At 45.1% G+C, this 23,065-nt stretch carries 16 protein-coding genes; 4 read left to right on the top strand and 12 right to left on the bottom strand.

Annotated features, from left to right (window positions below; genetic code table 11):
- The first annotated feature begins 4 nt into the window (after positions 1–4).
- The gene (gene dhaR, locus R8N49_RS10675; RefSeq protein WP_206949305.1) at positions 5–1,930 is read left to right on the top strand and encodes a dihydroxyacetone kinase operon transcriptional regulator DhaR; all 1,926 of its coding nucleotides are present in this window, start codon (positions 5–7) and stop codon (positions 1,928–1,930) included.
- 80 nt (positions 1,931–2,010) lie between these two features.
- Here dhaR and ptsP read toward each other — a convergent pair whose 3' ends face one another.
- From ptsP to dhaK, 3 genes are read right to left on the bottom strand one after another with little or no spacing between them, the layout of a single operon-like run.
- Entirely contained in the window at positions 2,011–4,410 is a 2,400-nt protein-coding gene (ptsP, locus tag R8N49_RS10670; RefSeq protein WP_053306861.1) for a phosphoenolpyruvate--protein phosphotransferase, read from the bottom strand.
- A gap of 1 nt (position 4,411) precedes the next feature.
- Positions 4,412–5,047, bottom strand: a complete 636-nt coding sequence (gene dhaL / locus R8N49_RS10665; RefSeq protein WP_005379705.1) for a dihydroxyacetone kinase subunit DhaL — start codon at positions 5,045–5,047, stop codon at positions 4,412–4,414.
- 15 nt (positions 5,048–5,062) lie between these two features.
- Positions 5,063–6,121, bottom strand: a complete 1,059-nt coding sequence (gene dhaK, locus R8N49_RS10660; protein WP_318189968.1) for a dihydroxyacetone kinase subunit DhaK — start codon at positions 6,119–6,121, stop codon at positions 5,063–5,065.
- 352 nt (positions 6,122–6,473) lie between these two features.
- Here dhaK and R8N49_RS10655 point away from each other — a divergent pair, with 352 nt between their 5' ends.
- Positions 6,474–7,556, top strand: a complete 1,083-nt coding sequence (locus R8N49_RS10655; protein WP_206958327.1) for a glycerol dehydrogenase — start codon at positions 6,474–6,476, stop codon at positions 7,554–7,556.
- A gap of 83 nt (positions 7,557–7,639) precedes the next feature.
- Here R8N49_RS10655 and glmS read toward each other — a convergent pair whose 3' ends face one another.
- Together glmS and R8N49_RS10645 are read right to left on the bottom strand one after the other, a co-directional pair.
- Positions 7,640–9,472 carry a glutamine--fructose-6-phosphate transaminase (isomerizing) gene (gene glmS, locus R8N49_RS10650; RefSeq protein WP_033906046.1) on the bottom strand — a complete coding sequence of 611 codons (1,833 nt, stop codon included), beginning with the start codon at positions 9,470–9,472 and terminating at the stop codon, positions 7,640–7,642.
- Positions 9,473–9,582: 110 nt separating this feature from the next.
- Positions 9,583–10,344, bottom strand: a complete 762-nt coding sequence (locus tag R8N49_RS10645) for a DeoR/GlpR family DNA-binding transcription regulator (RefSeq protein WP_005379701.1) — start codon at positions 10,342–10,344, stop codon at positions 9,583–9,585.
- Between the two features lie 433 nt (positions 10,345–10,777).
- Here R8N49_RS10645 and pykF point away from each other — a divergent pair, with 433 nt between their 5' ends.
- On the top strand, positions 10,778–12,190 hold the full coding sequence (pykF, locus tag R8N49_RS10640; protein WP_005392243.1) for a pyruvate kinase PykF: 1,413 nt from the start codon (positions 10,778–10,780) through the stop codon (positions 12,188–12,190).
- Positions 12,191–12,350: 160 nt separating this feature from the next.
- On the top strand, positions 12,351–13,037 hold the full coding sequence (locus R8N49_RS10635) for a GntR family transcriptional regulator (RefSeq protein WP_318189967.1): 687 nt from the start codon (positions 12,351–12,353) through the stop codon (positions 13,035–13,037).
- A gap of 54 nt (positions 13,038–13,091) precedes the next feature.
- Here R8N49_RS10635 and R8N49_RS10630 read toward each other — a convergent pair whose 3' ends face one another.
- From R8N49_RS10630 to R8N49_RS10600, 7 genes are all read right to left on the bottom strand, one after another.
- Positions 13,092–14,972 (bottom strand): GGDEF domain-containing protein, encoded by a 1,881-nt coding sequence (locus R8N49_RS10630; protein ID WP_005379698.1) that lies wholly within the window; start codon positions 14,970–14,972, stop codon positions 13,092–13,094.
- A 110-nt stretch (positions 14,973–15,082) separates the two neighbouring features.
- Entirely contained in the window at positions 15,083–15,577 is a 495-nt protein-coding gene (gene ilvN / locus R8N49_RS10625; protein ID WP_005379697.1) for an acetolactate synthase small subunit, read from the bottom strand.
- Between the two features lies 1 nt (position 15,578).
- Entirely contained in the window at positions 15,579–17,303 is a 1,725-nt protein-coding gene (locus R8N49_RS10620; protein WP_005379695.1) for an acetolactate synthase 3 large subunit, read from the bottom strand.
- 449 nt (positions 17,304–17,752) lie between these two features.
- On the bottom strand, positions 17,753–19,561 hold the full coding sequence (locus R8N49_RS10615; RefSeq protein WP_005379694.1) for an AMP-dependent synthetase/ligase: 1,809 nt from the start codon (positions 19,559–19,561) through the stop codon (positions 17,753–17,755).
- Positions 19,562–19,854: 293 nt separating this feature from the next.
- Positions 19,855–20,814 carry a LysR family transcriptional regulator CalR gene (gene calR, locus R8N49_RS10610; RefSeq protein WP_005379693.1) on the bottom strand — a complete coding sequence of 320 codons (960 nt, stop codon included), beginning with the start codon at positions 20,812–20,814 and terminating at the stop codon, positions 19,855–19,857.
- A gap of 555 nt (positions 20,815–21,369) precedes the next feature.
- Positions 21,370–22,416, bottom strand: coding sequence for an MJ1255/VC2487 family glycosyltransferase (locus tag R8N49_RS10605; protein WP_318189966.1), 1,047 nt, complete (start codon positions 22,414–22,416; stop codon positions 21,370–21,372).
- Positions 22,417–22,419: 3 nt separating this feature from the next.
- Positions 22,420–22,968, bottom strand: a complete 549-nt coding sequence (locus R8N49_RS10600; protein WP_005379690.1) for a phosphatase PAP2 family protein — start codon at positions 22,966–22,968, stop codon at positions 22,420–22,422.
- Between the last annotated feature and the right edge of the window lie 97 nt (positions 22,969–23,065).

Raw genomic sequence — 23,065 nt, 5'->3', positions numbered from 1 at the left:
TCGCATGCTTTCAATCGAAGACACTAAAACTAAGTGGGAGTTTTTCCAGAAACACCACTGGGTATCTCCAGAATTTTCCCGCACTCCCGTCCTCGAGTCGTGGGAGCGTTGCATAAAGCAATGCAGCCCTTACACCTGGTCAAAGCCACATATTGCCTCTGGATTTACCTTCTCATCTCTGATGAAACGCAACGAGCACCTCATCGAATGCGCCACGACCGTACTTGAAGACACTTACGACATGCTAGGGGACGAAGACCTGCTATTGATGGTAACCGATGGCAACGGCTGCATTCTATCTGTTGTGGGACATGACTCAATGCGACAAGAGATGCAAGCGCTCGGCATAAAACAAGGCTGTTTTCTCTCCGAAGGAAAGATAGGCACAAATGCAGTCAATCTCTGTATTAGTACTCATATCCCGTGTGAAGTTTTCGCAGCAGAACATTTCAATCGCCACTTACATCCTTATGCCTCTGTAGCGGCGCCTGTTTTCGACCAGTTTGGCAAGTTACGCGGCACAACATGCCTTCTCAAAAAAGCAGAGAGCTATAAGAAAGAAGACTTAGTCATCATCGCGTCGAGCGCGAAAGAAGTCAGCTTGCAAATCCACATTCAGTCGGAACAAGAAAACATGAACCGCCTCACTTGTGCGCATAACGCAACGTTAGAGTGCATGGATGACGGCCTTCTGGCCTGGGATGAAGAAAGCCGTATAACCATGGTAAATCACCAGTCCGAGCGTTTGTTAAACATTGAAGCCAGTCAGGTCTTGGATAAAGAAGTCTTTTCTGTTTTGCGCTTCCCACCGAATGTCCTTACTAGTATTGAGTCAGGTGCGAGCATAAACCGTAAACTCACAACGGTAGAGGTTCGTGGCGAGTTTGTTGAAGCGATCATCACCTTGCGTCCACTCAACGACGGCACACACTTATTGTTCTTGCACCCTATCGATAAAATTCGCGAACTTGCTCAACAACAAATAGGTGGCAGTGCGCGCTATACGTTCAGCACTTTGCCTGTCATTTCACGAAAAATGAAGCATGTCATTACCGTGGCAAAACGGGCCATAAAGTCCAAATCACCAATTCTAATTACAGGTGAAGAAGGCGTAGGAAAAGCCACTCTCGCCATGGCGATTCATAACGAAAGCACCTACAAAGAAGGGCCATTCATTACGCTCAACTGTCGCTCCATCAATACAGAGCAACTGGTCAAAGAAACCCTGGGATACGACGAGGGGCAAGGCATGCCTTCAAAGTTTGAGCTCGCCCATGGCGGTACGCTCTTTTTAGAAAAGGTGGAATATCTGTCGCCCGATTTACAAGCCGTGCTACTTAAGTTGTTAAAAACTGGGCTCGTCAGCCGCAGCGACAGTTTGCGATTGATCCCCGTAGACTTTCAACTTATCACCAGCACCTCTTCAGAGATCAGCGAGTATGTCACTCAGCGCTCATTTGGTCGGCAACTTTATTATGAAATCTCCTCGAACGAGCTGCATATTCCACCACTACGAAAGCGTAAAGAAGACATTGAATTTCTCGTCCAGCAGCTTATCAGCCATTACGAACGCCGCCACAATGTGACTATCTCGATAGAACCAGTCGCACTGGAAGCGTTGATGAATTTTCGTTGGTCAGGCAACAACTCTGAATTAAGAAATCGAACTGAGCGAATTTTGCTTAACCGCAGTTCCAACTTAATCAAGCTGAACGATATTCCTGAAGACATTAAACTGAATTCTCGCCATACCGCAGAAAATACGCCAGTAATCACGTTAGAAGAAGCCGAGAGAAGAGCGATTGTTCAGGCTTGGAATCAGTGTGATGGCAAAATGCATGATATGGCGAAAGCATTGCAAATTGGCCGCACGACCTTATGGAGAAAAATTAATAAGTTTGGGCTGCAGGAGCAAATGAAGCTGTATTAAGTCGTGAATTGGCGTTCCTATAACAAAAGTAAAACCGGCGTAAGCACGCCGGTACAGGTGTACTAACGATAAGGTATCGATTAAACATCGACAGACAACTGACGAATCTGCGCTTTTAGTCCCGGTAGCATGCTCGAACTGGCGCTGAATTTTCGCAACCCCACGCGGAGCAATGTTTCTGTGGCATTTGGATCGCCAGCCATCTCACCACACATACTAACCGGTATGCCCGCGCGATCGCCTGCTGCACACGTGAGCTCAATGGCTTTTAGTACCGATGGTTCAAAGTAGTTCACCAATTCAGCAACAGCGGCGTTACCTCGATCGGCGGCCATAACATATTGAGTCAAATCATTGGTGCCGATAGAGAAAAAGTCGACTTCTTGGGCTAACGCATCAGCATTTAATACCGCGGCTGGCACCTCAATCATAATACCAACGCGCAAATGAGTCGCATCCAAGCCGAGTTGGTTTGCTTGATGCGCCAACAGCACTTTTACTTTTCTCACTTCTTCAACCTGAGCCACCATCGGTATCATCAATTGAATATTCGGTTGCTCGTGAAAGGCTCTCAGAATGGCTCGAAGTTGAGCGGTAAACAATGACTCATGTTGAAGGCACAACCGCACCCCTCTCAAACCTAAAAATGGATTATCTTCCGCTGGCATAGGATAAGCGGCTAAAGGCTTATCACCGCCAACATCTAGACTACGAATCGTAAGTGGCTTATCACCAAGTGCGGCGGCAATATCACGATACACTTGGTATTGCGCTTCCTCAGTTGGCAACTCATCACTGTTTTGAAATAGAAACTCAGTCCGAAATAGACCAACGCCCTCAGCTCCTGATGTTAGTGCATCATCAATATCTTTCGGTCCACCAATATTGGCGAATACTGGAATATGGACACCATCACAGGTGACTGCGGCTTGCTGAGCACTCGCTAGTGCACTTTGTCGGGTGCTTTGCCACTCAATTTGTTGCGCTTCTAATTCCTGCTGTACGGCATCTGAAGGAGAGAACCATAAATGCCCTCGGAAGCCATCAATAGTCACCACTTGACCAGCACGCACAGCATCAAGGCAGCCCTGAGCTTTAACGATGGCAGGAATACCCATCGCACGGGCAAGAATCGCACTGTGAGAGGTTTTTCCTCCTTCACTCAAACAGATACCAAGCACTTTCGATTTATCAAGCCCGGCCACATCAGAAGGCATCAGGTCGCGGGCCAACAAAATACTCGGTTCCTGAATGTCGATGGCATTAGGCGTTACGCCTGTCATTTCAACCATAACTTGGCGTGCGATATCATGCACATCAGCTTCGCGTTCCCGCATGTACTGACTTTCTGCCTGGCGAAACTCTTCGGCCAACCTTTGCAGTGATTCTACCCAAGCTTGCTCGGCTATCATGCCCGTTTGAATTCGCGACTCGACCGATGCCCATAATTCTGGGTCACTGAGCATCATGCTATGAGCAGCAAATATTTCCCCTTTCGGCTGCTTCGCTTGCTCCTGCAAATGTTGAACAACCACGCCTATCGCACGCTTAACCCGTTCAATTTCATCTTGTTCACTTTGGAAATCACGTTCAGGCACAGCTGGCATTTCATGAGTAAAAAGGACAGCAGGAGCAGTAGCGATACCGTCATTGACTCGAATACCAACAACAGCACCTTCAATCTGACTTGAGGCCATGCCATCGAGCAGAGTATCCGAGCTTTCTTCAGGTTCGACAATGCCTTGCTCAACCGCCTCTTTTTCTCCGAAGTGCTCATAAGCTAAGGCTTCAAATGCCTTGATTGCTTCACTGGATTGAGAGCCGAGTGCGCACAGCGTGATCGTCTCTTGACTACGAACGCCAAGTTTCGCAATGCTGTTTAAGCTTTTCGCGTTCACACGGCGCTCGCCTTTTTTCAACCATAATTGGCAGTCAAAAGGCGCGAGTGTACCAACAATGGCCGCAGCGGGACGAGCATGTAATCCATGCGGATTTTGCACCACCCAATCAAATGTCCGTTCTTGCTCAAAGTTCTCTGATACTGGCGCTATCTCAGCGGATGTTAGTGGCTGATCACCAAGGTGCTCTTGTTTTACGCTTAACGCATTCTGTGCCTCTTCGACTACCGTCGATAAAGGCAGTCCGGCGGCGGCAGCCACCGACGCCGCCATGGTTCCTTCAACAATAGGTGCCGAGATAAGGGTGACATTTTCCCTCACATGATCATCAATCAGATCCAGAGCCATTTCCGTGCTAAGCAACGCGCTGCCAAGATCCATCAACACAACAACCCCTTGTTGATCTTGTACCTGCTCAATCGCTTCCATCACGGCAATGGCATCAGTTCCGATCGGGTTCTCTGGATCATCAATCCCAGCAGCAATCGCAAGCTTGGCTTTGCCTTGCGTCATTTGGGTGGCAAGTTCTGCCACCCCTTCTGCAAGTCGACGACTATGAGATACAACTACAATTCCCACCATCTTAATTACCTGCTATTGCCTGCTGTAGTGCTTTAATCATTAACAGAGAAGAGGTTGCACCGGGGTCTTGGTGGCCAATACTACGTTCCCCCAGATAGCTTGCTCGCCCTTTTTTCGCCAACATTTCAATCGTGGCAACCGCGTTCGTTTCTGCTAGCTCAACCATTTCATTCAGTAAGTGATCGGCGCTCATGCCATTTTCTAACGACGCCTTCACGCTAACTAAAACGGGTAACCAAACATCACACATGGTTTTATCACCCAGTTCCGCTTTACCACGAGACACCACGCCATCCACACCGCTTTTTAGTGCATCGACCAACTCTTCAAACGTTAGTTGCTCTCGGGTTCCGACAGCGGCAGCCGTGCGAATAAACAGCGTGCCATACAGCGGGCCACTTGCCCCACCGACACTAGAAAGCAAGGTCATACCCGTATTCTTGAGAATGCTGCCGATATTTTGGTCCGCAAATTGCGGCAGTTTTTCCGCGACTTTTTTAAAGCCACGGTTCATATTGAGACCGTGGTCGGCGTCACCAATATCACGATCAAGGTCGGTCAGAAAATCTTGATTCTCTTGATACGTTTTTGCACATAACTCTAGCCAGTGAACGATATGTTGTTTTTCAATTTGCATGTTTGCTCTCCCCTGTTACCACTTGATCGCGGCCGTATCGACAGGAGCATCAAACAGCTCCAACATCTCTTTGTCTGCCTTTAGCAACGTAATCGAAACGCCTTCCATATCGAGTGACGTACAGAAGTTACCAACCATATTACGCACGATACGGAACCCTGCTTGCTCGCAGTTATGAGCCAGACGACGGTACACTCCGTAAAGCTCTGAAGTTGGCGTACCACCCATACCATTCACCATCACGATGTAGTCGTGTTCAGCGGCGAAAGGCTCAATGCTGGATTCCACTTCATCCCATTCACCTTCGTCACGATTCCAAATACGCAATGTGCGCTGATAAGGTGTGTTTTCAGCAACTTCAGCAAACATTTCATCCACTAACGTATCGACATCGGTGTATTTCACTCGCTTGATACCTGGTTCACCATGGATACCAACACCAAACTCCACTTCATCATCTTCCAGAACAAAAGATGGTTTACCTGCTGCGGGTACAACACAAGCATTAAGCGCCACGCCAAATGAACGACAGTGGTTATTAACGCGACGAGCCAGTGCTTCACATTGCTCCAACGAATAACCTTTGCTCGCGGCAGCCCCAACTAACTTTTCAACCAATACCGTTCCAGCGACGCCACGGCGACCAGCGGTGTATAGGCTGTCTTTGACTGCAACATCGTCATCCACCAACACCGACCCAACTTTGATACCATCGGTATGAAGCAGCTCCACAGCCGTTTCAAAGTTCAACACATCGCCGGTGTAGTTTTTAATGATAAACAGCACGCCCTCACCGGTATTCACTTGGTTACCACATTCGTACATTTGATCTGGCGTTGGTGAAGTAAACACCTCACCAGGACAGGCGCCTGTCAGCATGCCTTTACCAATAAAACCAGCGTGCAAAGGTTCATGACCACAGCCACCACCAGAAACCAATGCCACTTGCCCCGCCGTTTCCTCATGCCACATGTAACGAGGTTCGTAGTTCGCTTTTAGCTCAGGGCGGGACAATGCCAGGCCTTCCATTTGCTGCAATACAACATCATCAACTTGGTTAATTAATTTTTTCATCGTTCTATCTCATTCCATTTATATTTTTATGTAGGGTATGAATTCATCTTAAACAGAGAAAAAGCGTGCTCAACAAAAATCAATCCGTTTCATATTGAAACGAAATCTTCGGCATTTTTGTTTCAATATGAAACGTAAAACGACAAATTTTCCTGAATAGTGATCGTCGCCATAAAGCATGCTGATGCTTATTACTTCTGACAGTCGGTTTGACACAGAGGTCATAAAAGCATGGAACAAAAGCAGAGATATCCTTCACCACTTACCACACCAAACCTAATATAAACCTTATCCCTACAATGGATATTCATTGCAGTCCAAAACACACATAAAAAGGTTAAAGGTTTGAATTATGGACAAAATTATTATCAGCCCAAGCAAATACGTCCAAGGTGAACAAGTACTCACATCTATCGCTCACTATGTGAAAACATTGGGTGAACGTCCGTTAGTAATTGCCGATGAGTTCGTGACTAACCTGGTTGGTGATGACGTCAAGCAAAGTTTTGCTGACGAAAAGCTTCCACTCACTATGAACATTTTTGGTGGCGAATGTTCGCGCGTTGAGATTGAACGCATCACGGACATTTGTGCGACTCAAAAACACGATGTCATTGTCGGTATTGGTGGTGGTAAAACGTTAGATACAGCAAAGGCTGTTGCGTTTTACACCAAAATTCCTGTCGTGGTGGTTCCTACGATTGCCTCGACTGATGCGCCAACCTCAGCGCTTGCGGTGATATACACACCTGAAGGTGAATTTGCAGAATATTTGATGATCCCTAAAAACCCAGACATGGTCATCATGGATACGTCAGTCATCGCCAAAGCCCCTGTTCGCTTACTTGTATCGGGGATGGGCGACGCGCTTTCCACCTACTTTGAAGCTCGTTCCAACATGACTTCTGGTAAGGCAACAATGGCTGGTGGGTTAGCGACGCGTTCAGCACAAGCGCTTGCGAAACTTTGCTATGAAACCTTGCTTGAAGATGGTGTAAAAGCAAAAGCTGCGGTAGAAAATGGTGTGAGCACCAAAGCGGTAGAAAACATTATTGAAGCCAATACATACCTTAGCGGTATCGGTTTTGAAAGCAGTGGCCTAGCAGGCGCTCACGCTATTCATAACGGCCTAACCAAGCTCGAAGAGTGTCACCATCTCTATCATGGTGAGAAAGTCGCGTTCGGCACACTTGTTCAGCTGGTACTAGAAAACGCAGCGATGGAAGAGATTAATACGGTTCTTGCATTCTGCCGCTCTGTAGGTCTACCAACCAACTTATTTGATATGGGCGTTAAAGAGCTTAACCACGCTAAGTTGCGCGAGGTCGCCGAAGCCTCAACGGCCGAGGGAGAAACCATCCACAATATGCCATTCCCAGTGACGGCAGAAAATGTCTACTCTGCAATTCTAACCGCTCACCAGTTGGGTCAATAACTCACAAACCTTAAATGGGTTTAAATAAAAAAGCGGCACATACTCTCGCATGTGCCGCTCAGGATCTTTGCTGTTAAGCGTAATTACTCAACCGTTACCGCTTTCGCTAGGTTACGTGGTTGGTCTACGTCCGTACCTTTGATCAGTGCTACGTAGTAAGACAGCAATTGCATTGGGATGGTGTAGTAGATCGCCGCCGTGATTTCACTAACGTGAGGCATCGTGATGATCTTCATTGTTTCATCGCCTTCGAAGCCTGCGTCTGCATCTGCGAATACATACAGAAGACCGCCACGCGCACGTACTTCCTCAACGTTTGATTTTAGCTTTTCAAGTAGGTCGTTGCTTGGTGCAACCACAACAACAGGCATGTCAGCATCAATCAGCGCAAGAGGACCGTGTTTTAGTTCACCCGCCGCGTACGCTTCTGCGTGGATGTAAGAGATCTCTTTCAGTTTTAGAGACGCTTCCATCGCGATTGGGTAGAACTCGCCACGGCCTAGGAACAATGTGTGGTGCTTGTCTGCAAAATCCGTTGCTAGTGCTTCAATTTCTTTCTCGAAAGAAAGTGCCGCGTTGATTTGCTTAGGAAGTGCATGCAGCGCTTCAACAATCTCTTTTTCTTTCTCTTTGCTGATGCGGCCTTGCTCTTTACCTAGTGCCGTTACCAACATAAGTAGTGCAGAAAGTTGAGTCGTGAACGCTTTGGTTGAAGCCACACCGATTTCAACACCAGCGCGAGTCATGAACGCAAAATCTGATTCACGAACCAGAGAAGAGCCTGCTACGTTACAAATGGTCATCGCCGCCATATAACCTTTCTCTTTTGCTAGGCGAAGAGCTGCTAGGGTATCAGCGGTTTCACCAGACTGAGACAACGTAATAAGAAGGCTGTTTGGACGAGTCACAAACTTGCGGTAACGGAATTCAGACGCAATTTCTACATCACAGCTAACGCCTGCAATGTCTTCAAACCAGTAACGTGCCGTCATACCTGCGTTGTAAGACGTACCACACGCCACGATTTGTACGTGTTCTACTTTGCTTAGAATGTCTGCCGCGTGCACACCGATCGCGTCTGTCACAACAGAGTCTGCCGTGATACGACCTTCCATTGTGTTGATCAACGCTTTAGGTTGCTCATAGATTTCTTTTTGCATGAAGTGACGGTATTGACCTTTATCACCTGCATCATGCTCTGCATTAGATTCAACAATTTCACGCTCAACTGGCTCACCCGTTGCATCAAACACAGTGACTTCACGGCGAGTAATTTCTGCTACGTCACCTTCTTCTAGGTACATGAAACGGCGCGTAACGTTAAGTAATGCAAGTTGGTCAGACGCTAGGAAGTTTTCACCTACACCAAAACCGATCACGATCGGGCTGCCTGAACGCGCTACTACGATGCGTGAAGGATCTTTGCGATCCAACGCTACCGTGCCGTATGCGCCTTCAAGTTGTTTTGCTGTTTTTTGTACCGCTTCTAATAGCGTTTCTGAAGTACGAAGTTCCCACTCAACCATGTGTGCGATAACTTCTGTATCCGTTTGCGATTCAAACACGTAGCCACGAGATTGAAGCAGCTCACGCAGCTCTTCATGGTTTTCGATGATGCCGTTATGTACCACTGCGATATCACCAGACATGTGTGGGTGAGCATTGATTTCAGAAGGTTCACCGTGCGTCGCCCAGCGAGTGTGCGCAATACCAGTTCCGCCGATCACTTTTGCTTCTTCTACTGCATCAGCCAATTCTTGTACTTTACCCAAGCGACGAACGCGCGTTAGGTTTGATTCGCCATCAACAACCGCAACGCCAGCAGAGTCGTAACCGCGGTACTCTAAGCGGCGTAGACCTTCAACCAAAATTTCTGCAACATCTCGTTGTGCTACTGCACCTACGATTCCACACATGTGTTTATCTCCGTTTGTAGTTTTGTTCTTCCCTAGCCATGATTTCAAATAGAGGCAGCAAGCAAAGGCCTTTATCCAGAGGGAAGTAAAATATGAAACTGATTACATTATTAGGCGCAAATGACTTTCACGCCATGTTGTTCAATCTGTACTTTATGCTCTGCTTGGATATCTGCATCGGTCACCAACACATCAACTTGATGCCAAGCGAGCTCTAAGTTTGGGATCTTACGGCCGATTTTTTCGGACTCGATCATTACGATCACTTCACGTGACGCTTCTGCCATTACCTTACTTAAGCCAACCAACTCATTAAATGTCGTGGTTCCACGCTCGAGATCGATGCCATCCGCACCGATAAACAGTTGATCAAAGTCGTAAGCTCGTAATACAGATTCGGCTACTTTGCCTTGAAAGGACTCTGAGTGCGTATCCCAAGTACCGCCAGTCATCAGCAGTGTCGGTTCGCTCTCTAATTCATTTAGGGCGTTAGCAACATGCAACGAGTTGGTCATGACCACTAAGCCACGTTTGTCATTCAACTGTTGAATCAGCGCGGCAGTCGTGCTGCCACTGTCGATCACGATGCGATTATGATCGCGAATCAATGATGCTGCTGCTTTTGCTAAGCTTAACTTTCGAGTCGAAACATTAGCGCCCAATTCTTCGTGAATGACTTCCTTTGGGATAGCAATCGCACCGCCATAGCGGCGTAGAAGTTGGCCGTTTTTCTCTAAAGAAGCTAAATCCTTTCTAATCGTGACCTCTGAGGTTTCGAATTTCTGAGCAAGTTCATCAACGCTGACTTCTCCTAGTTCAGAAACCAAGTTAGAAATGGCGTGTCTTCTTAATTGAGTGTTTCGTTTCGACATTTAAGTTTTGACTTTAAGTTTCGATGTGAAACTTATTATAGTCAAACCGAAACTTTTAAGTCCATTTATTTCGATCCAAAAAATTAATATTTCTCGATAAAACCTTGTCCTAAGACAATTCTTAAACAGTGATATTGGATTCATTCAGTGGTAGAATTCGCCACCGAAAAGAAAAAAAATTACAGAATTGAAGGCTATTTTTTTGCAACTTTCTGCATATAAAGTGGGATTAGTCACAAAAAGGTAACCAAAATCGCCGATCTTTTAGTCATAAAATGACTAAACTTGGTGAAAGACTTTCAGAATCTGAAGTTCTAATAATGAGACGAAAAAACGGTGGGTGACAGGTACTAAATGTCATCAAAAACGTCCTGACTTCAGAGTAAATAACCGACTTTCAAATTGTAACTATACTTACCGGAGAGTATCTTCCATGAAAAAGACCAAAATCGTATGTACGATTGGCCCTAAAACAGAATCTGTAGAGAAGCTAACTGAACTAGTTAACGCAGGCATGAACGTAATGCGCCTTAACTTCTCTCACGGTGACTACGAAGAACACGGCACTCGTATCGCGAACTTCCGTAAAGTAATGGAAGCTACTGGCAAACCACTAGCAATTCTTCTAGATACTAAAGGTCCAGAAATCCGCACTATCAAGCTAGAAGGCGGTAACGATGTTGATCTAGTAGCAGGTCAAGAATTCACTTTCACAACTGACACTTCAGTTGTAGGTAACAAAGATAAAGTTGCAGTAACTTACGCTGGTTTCGCAGCAGACCTAAACGTAGGTAACACTATCCTAGTAGACGACGGTCTAATCGAGATGGAAGTTATCTCTAAGACTGAAACTGAAGTTAAATGTAAAGTTCTTAACAACGGTGCACTGGGCGAAAACAAAGGTGTTAACCTTCCTGGCGTTTCTGTAAACCTACCTGCACTATCTGAAAAAGATAAGAACGACCTAAAATTTGGTTGTGAGCAAGGCGTTGACTTCGTAGCAGCTTCTTTCATCCGTAAAGCGTCTGACGTTCAAGAAATCCGTGAAGTACTTGCTGCAAACGGCGGCGAGAACATCCACATCATCTCTAAGATCGAAAACCAAGAAGGTGTTGATAACTTCGACGAGATCCTAGAGCTTTCTGACGGCATCATGGTTGCTCGTGGTGACCTAGGTGTTGAAATCCCAGCTGAAGAAGTAATCTTCGCTCAGAAAATGATGATCGAGAAGTGTAACCGTGCACGTAAGATGGTTATCACTGCAACTCAAATGCTTGATTCTATGATCAACAACCCACGTCCTACTCGTGCGGAAGCAGGCGACGTTGCTAACGCAGTAATGGACGGTACTGACGCAGTAATGCTTTCTGGTGAAACGGCGAAAGGTAAATACCCTGTTGAAGCGGTAACTATCATGGCTCAAATCGCGAACCGTACTGACTCAGCGCTAAAAGCTGAACTAGGTTCTCGTCTAGACAGCCCACGTCTTCGCATCACTGAAGCAGTATGTAAAGGCGCTGTAGACACAGCTGAGAAACTAGCAGCTCCACTTATCGTTGTTGCAACTGAAGGCGGTAAGTCTGCACGTTCAGTACGTAAGTACTTCCCAACTGCAAACATCCTAGCGCTAACAACTAACAAGAAAACTGCTGCACAGCTAGTTCTAACTAAAGGTGTTACTCCTGTAGTTGTTGATTCAATCGAAAGCACTGACGCATTCTACGTAGCGGGTAAAGAACTTGCTCTAGAATCAGGTCTAGGTAACAAAGGCGATATCGTTGTTATGGTTTCTGGCGCTCTAGTTGCTTCAGGTACTACGAACACAGCTTCTGTACACGTACTATAAGACTGAACTTTTAACACTTCAGTTTCTTGAGAAGGAGGGCTTATGCCCTCCTTTTTTATATGGCTTTCTTGCTCTCATAATAGGCTAATTGTATTATTCACCTCTATCAGAATTTCGTACTGTTTAATTTTATCGTCACGATTAAAGTTTCTTCTATGAGGTGTATGTGTCTAGTCCCACTCTTACCGACAAAGTATTAAGAATGATCCGTCAGGATATTCTCGATGGCGAGCTTAAACCAGGTCAAAAACTCGTGGTTGCCGAACTCAAAGAGAAGTACAACGTAGGAGCGTCACCCATTCGAGAAGCATTGGTGCAATTATCTTGGAGCAAATACGTCAAACTCGAGCCGCAAAAAGGCTGCTGGGTTGCACCTGTATGTAAAGATGAGTTACATGACTTGTACGAAAGCCTGCAAATGGTCTCCGCATGCTTACTCAGTAAGGCAATCATGATTGGCGATGAAAAATGGGAACTGGATGTACTAACTGCTTATCACAAGTTATTCCGAGTAAAACCTGGCGAAAGCTTTTGTTGGAGGGAATGGGAAGAGCGCCAAAATCAGTTTCTTACTGCGCTGTTTGAAGGTGCTGGCTCTGTCAATATGTTTGGGTTTTTCCGCGATCTACTCACGCAAATTAAACGCTACCAATACTTCGCGATGCTGATTTTAGGCACAGGGAACCCTGGGCACTGTAATCTCGATGAGCAAGAAATACTGATGAAGGCATCGCTAGACAAAAAGAGTCAGGATGCTTTAGGTTATCTAGAGCGTTATTTGAGACAGTCAATACAGTGTATCGAAGCCGCCATCGACAACCAATGTCGCATACTGGCTAGCGAATAACGCTGAGACTGAAAAAGCGGGGTCTATCCCCGTTTATTCGTTTTTGTAAAAGCGCTAAGCAATATCATCATAACTATGACACAGCGATACGCAGTTACGCCCTGCACTTTTTGACTCATACAAAGCAATATCAGCACATTTATACGTTCTTGTACGATCAGAGGTTAAATCACTATACCCAGCACTGACAGTAATGCCTCTATCACTACGCATTTGAACCGCGACACGTAGCCTGTTCAATACAATTTCAGCCTCTTCTAGTGTTGTATGCGGCATAATCACTGCAAATTCCTCACCACCGACACGAGATACAAAGTCTGTGCTGCGGACTTCTTCTAGGAGGGTTTCTGCGACACTACAAATCACCTTGTCTCCTTCGTCGTGGCCAAGCTCGTCATTAATACGCTTAAAATGGTCAATATCAAACAACGCCAAACAAGCAGGAGGGCTATCAGGATAGCGTTCAATAATCCCCGCATATTGCGCCAATTGCTCTTCAAATTTTCGGCGGTTCCACAACCCCGTCAAGCCATCTTTTTCGCTTAGGTTTCGTAATTTTTCTTCTAACTCTTTTTGCCCAGAGATATCCACCAGCGACGTAATGTAATAACTCACTTTACCTGATTTGGTTAAATTCGCCTGAATACGCATTATTGCAGTAAAGACTTGATTAAACTTAGTTCGACAACGAATCTCCCCTTCCCATACGTGTTCACTCTTCAGTGTTTTCCAGATACTCAGGTTTGCTTCGAGATCTTCAGGTAAGAGAATTAAATGATGTGCACTCCAACCTTGGGCATGCTTGGTTGAGTAACCCATCATGTTTTCAAACTCTTGATTAACCATGATGATTCTATGTGAAGCATCCGAGATCATCACCGCAGTCATACCATCAAGAGCAGCTCGAGCCAACTTCGATTCCATACTATGACGCCGATAATGCAGAGCAAGGGCTGCCGTCGGCAAAGTGAAGCCGAGCACCAAACTTAGAACAAAAAACGCTTCTTGGATTAAGTCATCAATATCCCTCTGAGCTCGGGATAATAACTGCTCATTGGTAAGATCAATAACCAGATGAAGAGGTTCGCTAGAAACAAACTGGATGGTGCGATACGCGACCAAATTCGAACCATTGTAAGCATAGCCCGAATCTTTTGAATTTAAACTACGCCAAATGTTTGGGTACATCCGGCCAAAATTAAATTGAGAGCGAGCGGGAATTATATGGCCATACAAACGAGCTGATTTAGGGCTATCAATGTAAAATCCGTCACTTTTAATCAGCTCAATATGGAAATCAAGCACTGACGAATAGTTGAGTCGAGAAGATAAATAGTCAATATCAACATTAAGGACGAGATACCCTTCGCGCTTTCCGTTAAGCGAAATAGGCATCAAAATGCGCAGTGACGGGCTATAGGGATAGACTAACTCGCCATACTCTCGTTCTAAACCTATCCCCCACGAAGCGATTTCGCCATCGTCTAAGTTCTTAGCGAATTGAAAGTAATCTCGCTCTGACTTATTTTGCAATTTGATCGCGGGCAACGCAGCGCCTGTTTCAATCTCATAATTAATCCTCACTTTTTCTCGACCAGAAACATCAAGAAAGCGAATTTGCTTATACAACTTTTGATTGATTGCGACCGAGATCCACATGTCTTCTAAGATGGAACGGTTCACCCGGTTAGGTTGGCGCAGATATTCATACAGACTTTGGCTGTGACCAAGTAGGTCACTGATCGTTTCGATTTGATCCTGAATATTGCTGTATTCACGGCCAGTATAGGCCAATTGATGTAACGCTTCTTGAGCGGTGTTCTCAACATTGTTTTCTAACAACGTCAGATATTTCTGATAGTAGTAAGCGGCAGTGAGTGCACTAAAAAATAGTGCTGTCGCCAATAAGGTGCCGACTCGCTTAGGTACTTTCACACGTCTAATGCCTATCATGCTTACTAAAACGACAATTATATCATTAATTGTTATTTTCTAAACAAAAAAGCCACTTAGATTAAGTGGCTTTTCTATATGCAATCAGAGAGTTAAGGTTTGAGAGCTCGCTCTCCTCGCGCAATGCCAACGACACCACTACGAGCAACTTCGACAACTTCGGTCACTTCGGATATCGCTTGAATGAAGGCATCTAGCTTTTCACTCGTACCCGCAAGTTGTACGGTGTATTGGGAAGCCGTGACATCCACGATCTGGCCACGGAAGATGTCTGCCGTCCGCTTCACTTCTGCTCGCGCAAAACCACTGGCTTTCACTTTCACCATCATCAGTTCACGCTCAATGTGCTCATACTCGGTGACTTCTTGTACTTTCAGCACATCGATCAATTTGTGTAACTGCTTCTGAATTTGTTCCAACTGCATCTCATCAGATGTCGTGGTAATGTTCATTCGCGACAGGGTTTCATCATCAGTCGGTGATACCGTCAAAGATTCAATGTTGTAACCACGTTGAGAGAACAAACCAACAACACGAGACAACGCACCCGGTTGGTTTTCCAATAGCAATGAAATAATGTGTCTCATATTAAGTTCTCTCCGTTTTGCTTAGCCACATTTTATCCATACCCTCACCTTTGATTTGCATCGGGTATACGTGTTCGGTTTCGTCTACGTTGATGTCCACAAACACCAGACGATCTTTCATATCCAACGCTTTTTGTAGCCCTTCTTCGAGCTGATCAGGCGTTTCGATACGAATACCGACGTGACCATAAGCTTCTGCAATCGCTGCAAAGTCAGGAACAGAACTCATGTAAGAATTAGAGTGACGACCTTGATAAATAATGTCTTGCCACTGTTTTACCATGCCTAAGAATCGGTTGTTCAGGTTGATGATCTTCACCGGAATGTCGTATTGCATGGCTGTCGACAATTCTTGAATATTCATCTGAATACTGCCGTCACCAGTCACAACCACGACCTCTTCTTGTGGCATGGCAAACTTCACGCCCATGCCAGCCGGAAGACCAAATCCCATGGTGCCAAGACCACCAGAGTTTATCCAACGGCGCGGCTTATTGAATGGGTAGTACAACGCCGCAAACATCTGATGCTGGCCCACATCAGACGCCACATATGCGTCACCATTAGTTAGCTTGTGCAGCGTTTCAATTACTTGCTGTGGCTTGATTCGTTCTGGAGACGTTTCATAAGACAAGCAGTTACGGTCACGCCATACTTGAATGTCATCCCACCATGCGGTGATAGCATCTTGATCATTTCCACTACCTTGCTCTGCAAGCAGCCCGAGCATGGTTGTCAGCACTTTTTCCGCAGAACCTACGATCGGCAAATCCACTTTCACGTTTTTCGAGATCGATGACGGATCGATATCAATATGCATCACTTTTGCGTTTGGGCAGTACTTTTCAAGGTTGTTGGTTGTACGGTCATCAAAACGCACACCGATACCAAAAATAAGATCCGCTTCATGCATTGCCATATTAGCTTCGTAAGTGCCGTGCATACCCAACATGCCCAGTGAGTTTTTATGTGTACCCGGGAATGCCCCCAAGCCCATCAAAGTACTCACAACGGGTAGGTTCAGTTTGTCGGAAAGCTCTAAAATATGTTCATGGGCGCCAGAAATCACCGCACCACCACCGATATAAAGCACTGGTTTTTTCGCTTCTAATAGCGATTTAAGCGCTTTTTTAATCTGGCCTTTATGGCCCGAAGTTGTCGGCTTGTAAGAGCGCATTGAAAGCGTTTCTGGATATTGATAAGGCAGTTTGATTTGCGGGTTCATTACATCTTTTGGCAAATCAATCACAACTGGACCAGGTCGACCTGTAGTCGCGATATAAAACGCTTTTTTGATTGTTTCAGGAATATCTTCCGCTTTTTTTACTAAAAAGCTGTGTTTGACCACTGGGCGGGAGACACCGACGATGTCACACTCTTGGAAAGCATCATTACCAATTAGGCTATTCGGTACGTTACCCGAGATAACGATCATTGGGATAGAGTCCATATACGCTGTTGCAATACCCGTAATGGTATTGGTCGCGCCCGGCCCCGAGCACACAAGTACGACACCCGGTTTACCGGTAGCTCGAGCGTAACCATCTGCCATATGAGTGGCGGCTTGCTCATGCCTTACAAGTACGTGTTTGATTTGATCGGTTTTGGCATGCAGTGCATCGTAGATATCCAAAACAGAGCCACCTGGGTAGCCAAAGATCTGCTCTACGTGCTCTTCTATCAGAGATTGAACCACCATCTCTGCGCCTGACAACATTGCTGTCATAATTGCTCTCCTTAGCCAGTTTCCTCACCGTAAGGTCAACGGATTGGTCTGGTTTTACATAGTCTAGGTCTTATTCGTAGCCTAATCGAAATACTTCCACGTTTTCGGCTATGTCTTGCGTTCGTCATAACATCCCGCAAGGTTACCCAACAAATGTAACGTTTTATTATCAAAGGGTCTAATGAGAGATTGGTCTACTTTTTAAACAAGATACTAGTAATTAGAATGTTAGTAGGAATAGCAGCCACACATCTCCTATTTCACAGTACAACCTAAAAAATTAACGCTTAAAAAAAGAACATTATTTCATAAGCTTTTAGCTACAGGGTGCGAAATAGCGTTATTTGACGAGCAGAACAGAAAAAATCAATACAAACAAAAATCCCCAGCAATGCGCGATCACATCACTGGGGATTTTTTCATCAATATAAAATCTAAGTCAGCTTAAGTTACTTTTTATCCGACTTTTCCTTATACATTTCTTCAATTTCATCTTGGTATTTGTCATTGATGACTTTACGACGAAGTTTTTGAGTTGGCGTTAACTCACCATCATCCATAGAGAAAGCTCTTGGTAACAATTTAAACTTCTTCACTTGTTCAAACTTTGCCAACTCTTTTTGAAGATCGTTCACACGCTTCTCAAGCATTTCGACCACCTGGTGGTGCTTAATCAACTCAACGCGATCGTGATATTTGATATTCAGCTCTTTCGCGTACTCTTCTAGCGAGTCATAACAAGGCACGATAAGCGCAGAAACAAACTTACGAGTATCCGCAATGACTGCGATTTGCTCGATGAAGTGGTCTTTACCAATCGCACCTTCAATCATTTGTGGAGCGATGTATTTACCACCTGAAGTTTTCATCAACTCTTTGATACGATCGGTGATGAACAAGTTGCCATTTTCATCAATGTAACCAGCGTCGCCCGTTTTTAGGAAACCGTGCTCATCAAAGGTCTTTTCCGTCTCTTCTGGCATTTTGTAATAGCCACGCATCACCATTGGACCACGAACCAGAATCTCGTTGTTTTCGCCGATCTTAACCTGTGCGCCAGGCATCGACATACCAATAGAGTCGGGGTTAAAACATTTATCATCCCAACAGGATACTGTCGCCGTGGTTTCAGTCATGCCGTAGCCCAACTTAACGTTGATACCAATCGCATGGAAGAATCGACCGATGGTTTCATCCAGCTTTGCACCACCACAAGGCATAAAGTTGATTTGCCCGCCAAGTAGCGCACGCAGTTTGCTCAGAACCAACTTATCCGCCAAAGCGTATGACTTACGCAGCAAGAGCGATGGCTGACGTTTTTCTTGATGACAAGCGGCCATTTTTGCGCCCATGTTGACTGCCCAAGTAAACATGATCTTACGATGAATCGGCGCGCGAGACACTTTCTCGTGAATCGCAGAGAAGATCTTCTCATAGAAACGCGGTACGGCACACATCACGGTAGGTCGCACCTGGCTCAGTGCATCACGTACTTGCATGGTGTCTTGCAAATAGCAGTTGGTCGCCCCTTTGTACAATACATAAAAGGTCCAAGCGCGCTCAAATACGTGTGACAACGGAAGGAAACATAATGACACGTCACTTTGAGAAAGGCTCAAGCGCTGATCGTGCCCTTCCAATTGCGCCGCAATGTTTGCGTAGTCCAACATAACGCCTTTTGGCTGGCCTGTTGTACCCGAGGTGTAGATCAGCGTGAGTAGATCATCTTCTTTTGCCTGATCTAAACGCGCGTCCAATTCAACTTGATATGTAGCGTCGCCTTTGGCAACAAATGCTTGCCAAGAGATAACGAAATCATGATCGCCAAGTTCTATATCATCAGACATCGCAACAATGAGCTCTAACTGTTCGCACTGGTCGAAAATGCTCACTGCTGCATCAAATTGAGGCTGTTCACCAACAAACAGAACTTTGACGTCTGCATTGTTAATGATGTACGCCGACTGGGCGGCAGTATTGGTTGGGTAAATAGGTACTGTCACGCTGCGTAATTGCAGTGCTGCGATATCAGCGATCGTCCATTGCGGCATGTTGTTCGAGAAAATGCCGATCTTATCTTGGACTCCTAATCCCTGAGCCAAAAGTGCAAGTGATAAAGCATCAACTTGCTGACCAAATTGCGTCCACGTAATACCTTGCCACTCCTCACCCACTTTATGCTTGAGTGCAACGCGTGTACCACCGTTCGCAATTTGTTCACGAATACGTTTAACGATATGAAAATCTAACTTGGCCATTCTTTTACTTACCTTTTGGCTTACAGGCGTAAGCTAATTGAGCGAACAAGTGTACTCACGGCTTGCTAAAACGCAACTGACCAGTATCAAACTTATCACTAATAAGAGACAACTATCACTTATACGTCGCGAACGTACCTCAAATTGCTGAATGATTACTCTATTTAACTTACTGTTTCGATTGTTGATTACGAAAACAAAAAGCCCCGAGAGACAAAAATCGCTCGGGGACCAATGAATTGTAAAAATTGATGATTACCAATATGGTCTAATCGAGAAGACCAAACGTCATCTTATTTTGCGGCAACGACTTCACCACAAGTGATCATCAGTTGATCGCGCAGCCAAATGTGGCCTTTATCTTTTTCGCTTGATTCATGCCAGCTTAAGAAGCCGCTGATTTCTTTGTTCGCAAATGGGAAATCAAGAATTTGCAGTTGATCGCTGTTTACCGCATTTTCCGCCATCCAACGTGGTGCAATAGTCACAAGCTCAGATTGACCCACCACGTATAGTAGGTTGCTTAAACTAGAACCTTCATACGCCGCTTGGCAATCCAGTTCACGGTACGCTTGCTCTGAGAAACTACGTTGGCCATGCACTTTCGATAACTTCGCATGCTTTTCGTTAAGCAGTTGCTCAGCCGTCACACCACCTTGAATGCGTGGGTGTGTTTTTGATGCGATAACCACTAATTCATCTTTGAAGATTTCAGTACTTGAGAAACCTTGCTCATCAAAACGAGCGTAGTCGATCACGAAATCAATTTCTTGGTAGCGCATACGCTCAGACAACAAACGGTCAAATTCTGCATCTAGGTGAAGCTGAACGTTTGGTGCTTGTTGATTCACTTTTGCCATGATCTTCGGAGCAAAACGCATGTCACAAGGGCTGCAAATCGCAAGCTTGAATAAGCGAGTCGAAGATTCTGGTTGGAATACAGAGCTAGGAAGTTCATTGCGAATCAGCTGTAGTGCTTGGCGAATAGGGCCAAACAGTTGACGAGCTCGTTGCGTAGGCTGAATACCACGGCCTTGGCGCATGAATAGCTCGTCGTTAAACATCACTTTTAAGCGTGCCACGGCGTTACTTACTGCCGGTTGAGACATGCCTAGGTTATGTGCTGCACGAGTAATATTTTGCTCTTGCATTACAGCATCAAATACAGTCAGTAGGTTTAAATCTACACCACGCAAAGTGCTTTCCATACGGTAGCTAGCAATTGCGCTCATCGCGTCTTTCTTCTCTAACATTGAGTGCGCCTCTTTTGTAATCGTCAACTTTGTTCATTAAATTCATAACGAATAGAATCCCATCTCGCACAAAAGACGGCGGCTGGATTCGAATCATTTTACGAATAGATAACCTAACTTTTTATTATATTTATCGTCCGGATACTTCCGGCTCGAACTGTACTATCAACTAATCGATTGCGGTTTCGCAACTAGATTGATATTTAATCAGTAAATTTTAGCCAATTAGGTATTTATTTGTTAAATAACAAATACTTGATAAAAACATAAAAAACTATAAAACACGTAAAAATGCATTCTTTGAGGACGTATTTAGCAAATTGATAGGACAGGCGGTCAACACAAGCATGCATTTAGCTCAGTTATTAGTTGGAATAAGAACAACAGATGACAGCTATATCTCTGATTGAATTTTGCACTTATCAGTCAAATTATCAGCAAATACACACTGAATAGAAATGAGAGAGGAAGAATAAAAATGCAGCCTTCCAAACAGAAAGGCTGCAACAAAATCGTGTCAAAAATGGAAGGAACAATGTACTTAGAACAACGTACTTAAATGTTCGACACGTAATTTGGAAAATCAACCTGCTCCCACAGCTGTCTGGATAACTCTGCTTTTGAATCCCATGCACCTTGCAGTACCCAATGAACAATAGCCTGAGCAACATCTGGGTATTTCACACTTTCGGCTTGTTGCTCCTTTAGCCACTGGCGTACTGCGGAAATGTCTAAGCTCTCCATCGACATCGCAAGCCCTAAATCTTCTAAGGTCGCAACATTGCTCTGCTGCTCGAATTGACCCGCGAGTGGCTTTAGTAACAATTTTTTCCCCAAAGACAAGGCTTCTGAAGGAAGCTCAAACCCACCATTAGCAATGACACCACTACAGCGATGCAAATGATGCTGGAAGTTGCTGTGGCATAAAGGGCGCAGTTCTATGTTTTCTACCTGCTCACATTCGATCACATCCGGGTGATAACAGATAAACGCTTGTTGATTAAAGTGGAACAATAAGTCCGAGATATCTTCAATCGATTCGAACGGTAGATACACCAACACGAAGTCGTCGTTTTCTGCTTGGCTATCGACGGTATGCACTATCGGTGGTAACAAAGGTTGATCAAAATGATGCCAATGCAAACCAAGGTGGTGTTGAGAAGGCGCAAAGTATTCAATGACGGATTTATCTAACCAACTTGCTCCCTTTAGTGGCACCGGATAACGGAAAGCATTTTGGTGGCTGATACCAATAGAAGGCTTATTTTGTTGTCTCGCTGCCCACGCAGTCACAGGTTCGAAATCATTAATGATAAGATCGTAGGACGATAGATCGAGTTGCTTAACTTCTTTGAAAAACTGCACCAAATTGTTATTCAATGCTGTTTTCGCGTAGTTTACAGAGCCTTTTTCGGTAATAAAGGTGAAGCCTCGGCGAGTCTGGTAATCGCCAAATGCTTCCATTGAAAAGTATTTTTCCGGCGCTCGCCCAGAAAACAAAAAGTCGACCTCAACATCGTGCTCTTTAAACGCATGACTCATCGCCCTTGCGCGTGCAATATGTCCGTTTCCTGTCCCTTGAACACCGTACAAGATTTTCATCAATTAGCCTCCTAACATCGCAATCGCTAATCCACCACAAAGACTGCCAAGCAGTGCACCAATGATGACATCGGTAAAAAAGTGCACACCCAATAAGATTCGCGCGGTTCCGATTAAACTTGCCCAAAAGAATGCAGCAACGCCTAGGCTCGGATAGAAATGATCAATCAGCGTCGCCATGACAAACGCAGCGGCAGTGTGTCCTGAAGGAAGACTATAGCGATCAGAGGGGGTAATAAAAGCAGGAAGGAGTGCACTAAGCTCTTCAGGGCGACGACGCTTAAAACTATTTTTCAGCGTCCAATAAATTGGTAGCTCGATAGCAAAAGCAAGTAAACCCGCCAGTAAAAACCAGACTCCTTGCTCCTTATCTAAATACCAAGCTAATAACCCCAACACCAAGTAAAGATGCCCGTCACCACTGTGGGAAACTCCTTTACTGATATTGGCGACTTGTTGATTAAAACGGTGCTTAAGACAAACACTAGAGAGCGCTAAATCAAACTTAGCAATGGTTGCAATTGGCTGTGTAATTGTCTCTATGGTTCTCATGTGACCTTTCCTTACTTTGACAACGCCTTTTTGTGAAAAGTAGGAGGTTTAGGTGACAACAGCATGACGGGAGTTTGGACAATTAATGACAAAGGCC

Source organism: Vibrio sp. 1978 (assembly GCF_033344345.1).
Note: the sequence above shows the minus strand (reverse complement) of the source record. Positions and strands in the feature narration are given on the sequence as shown.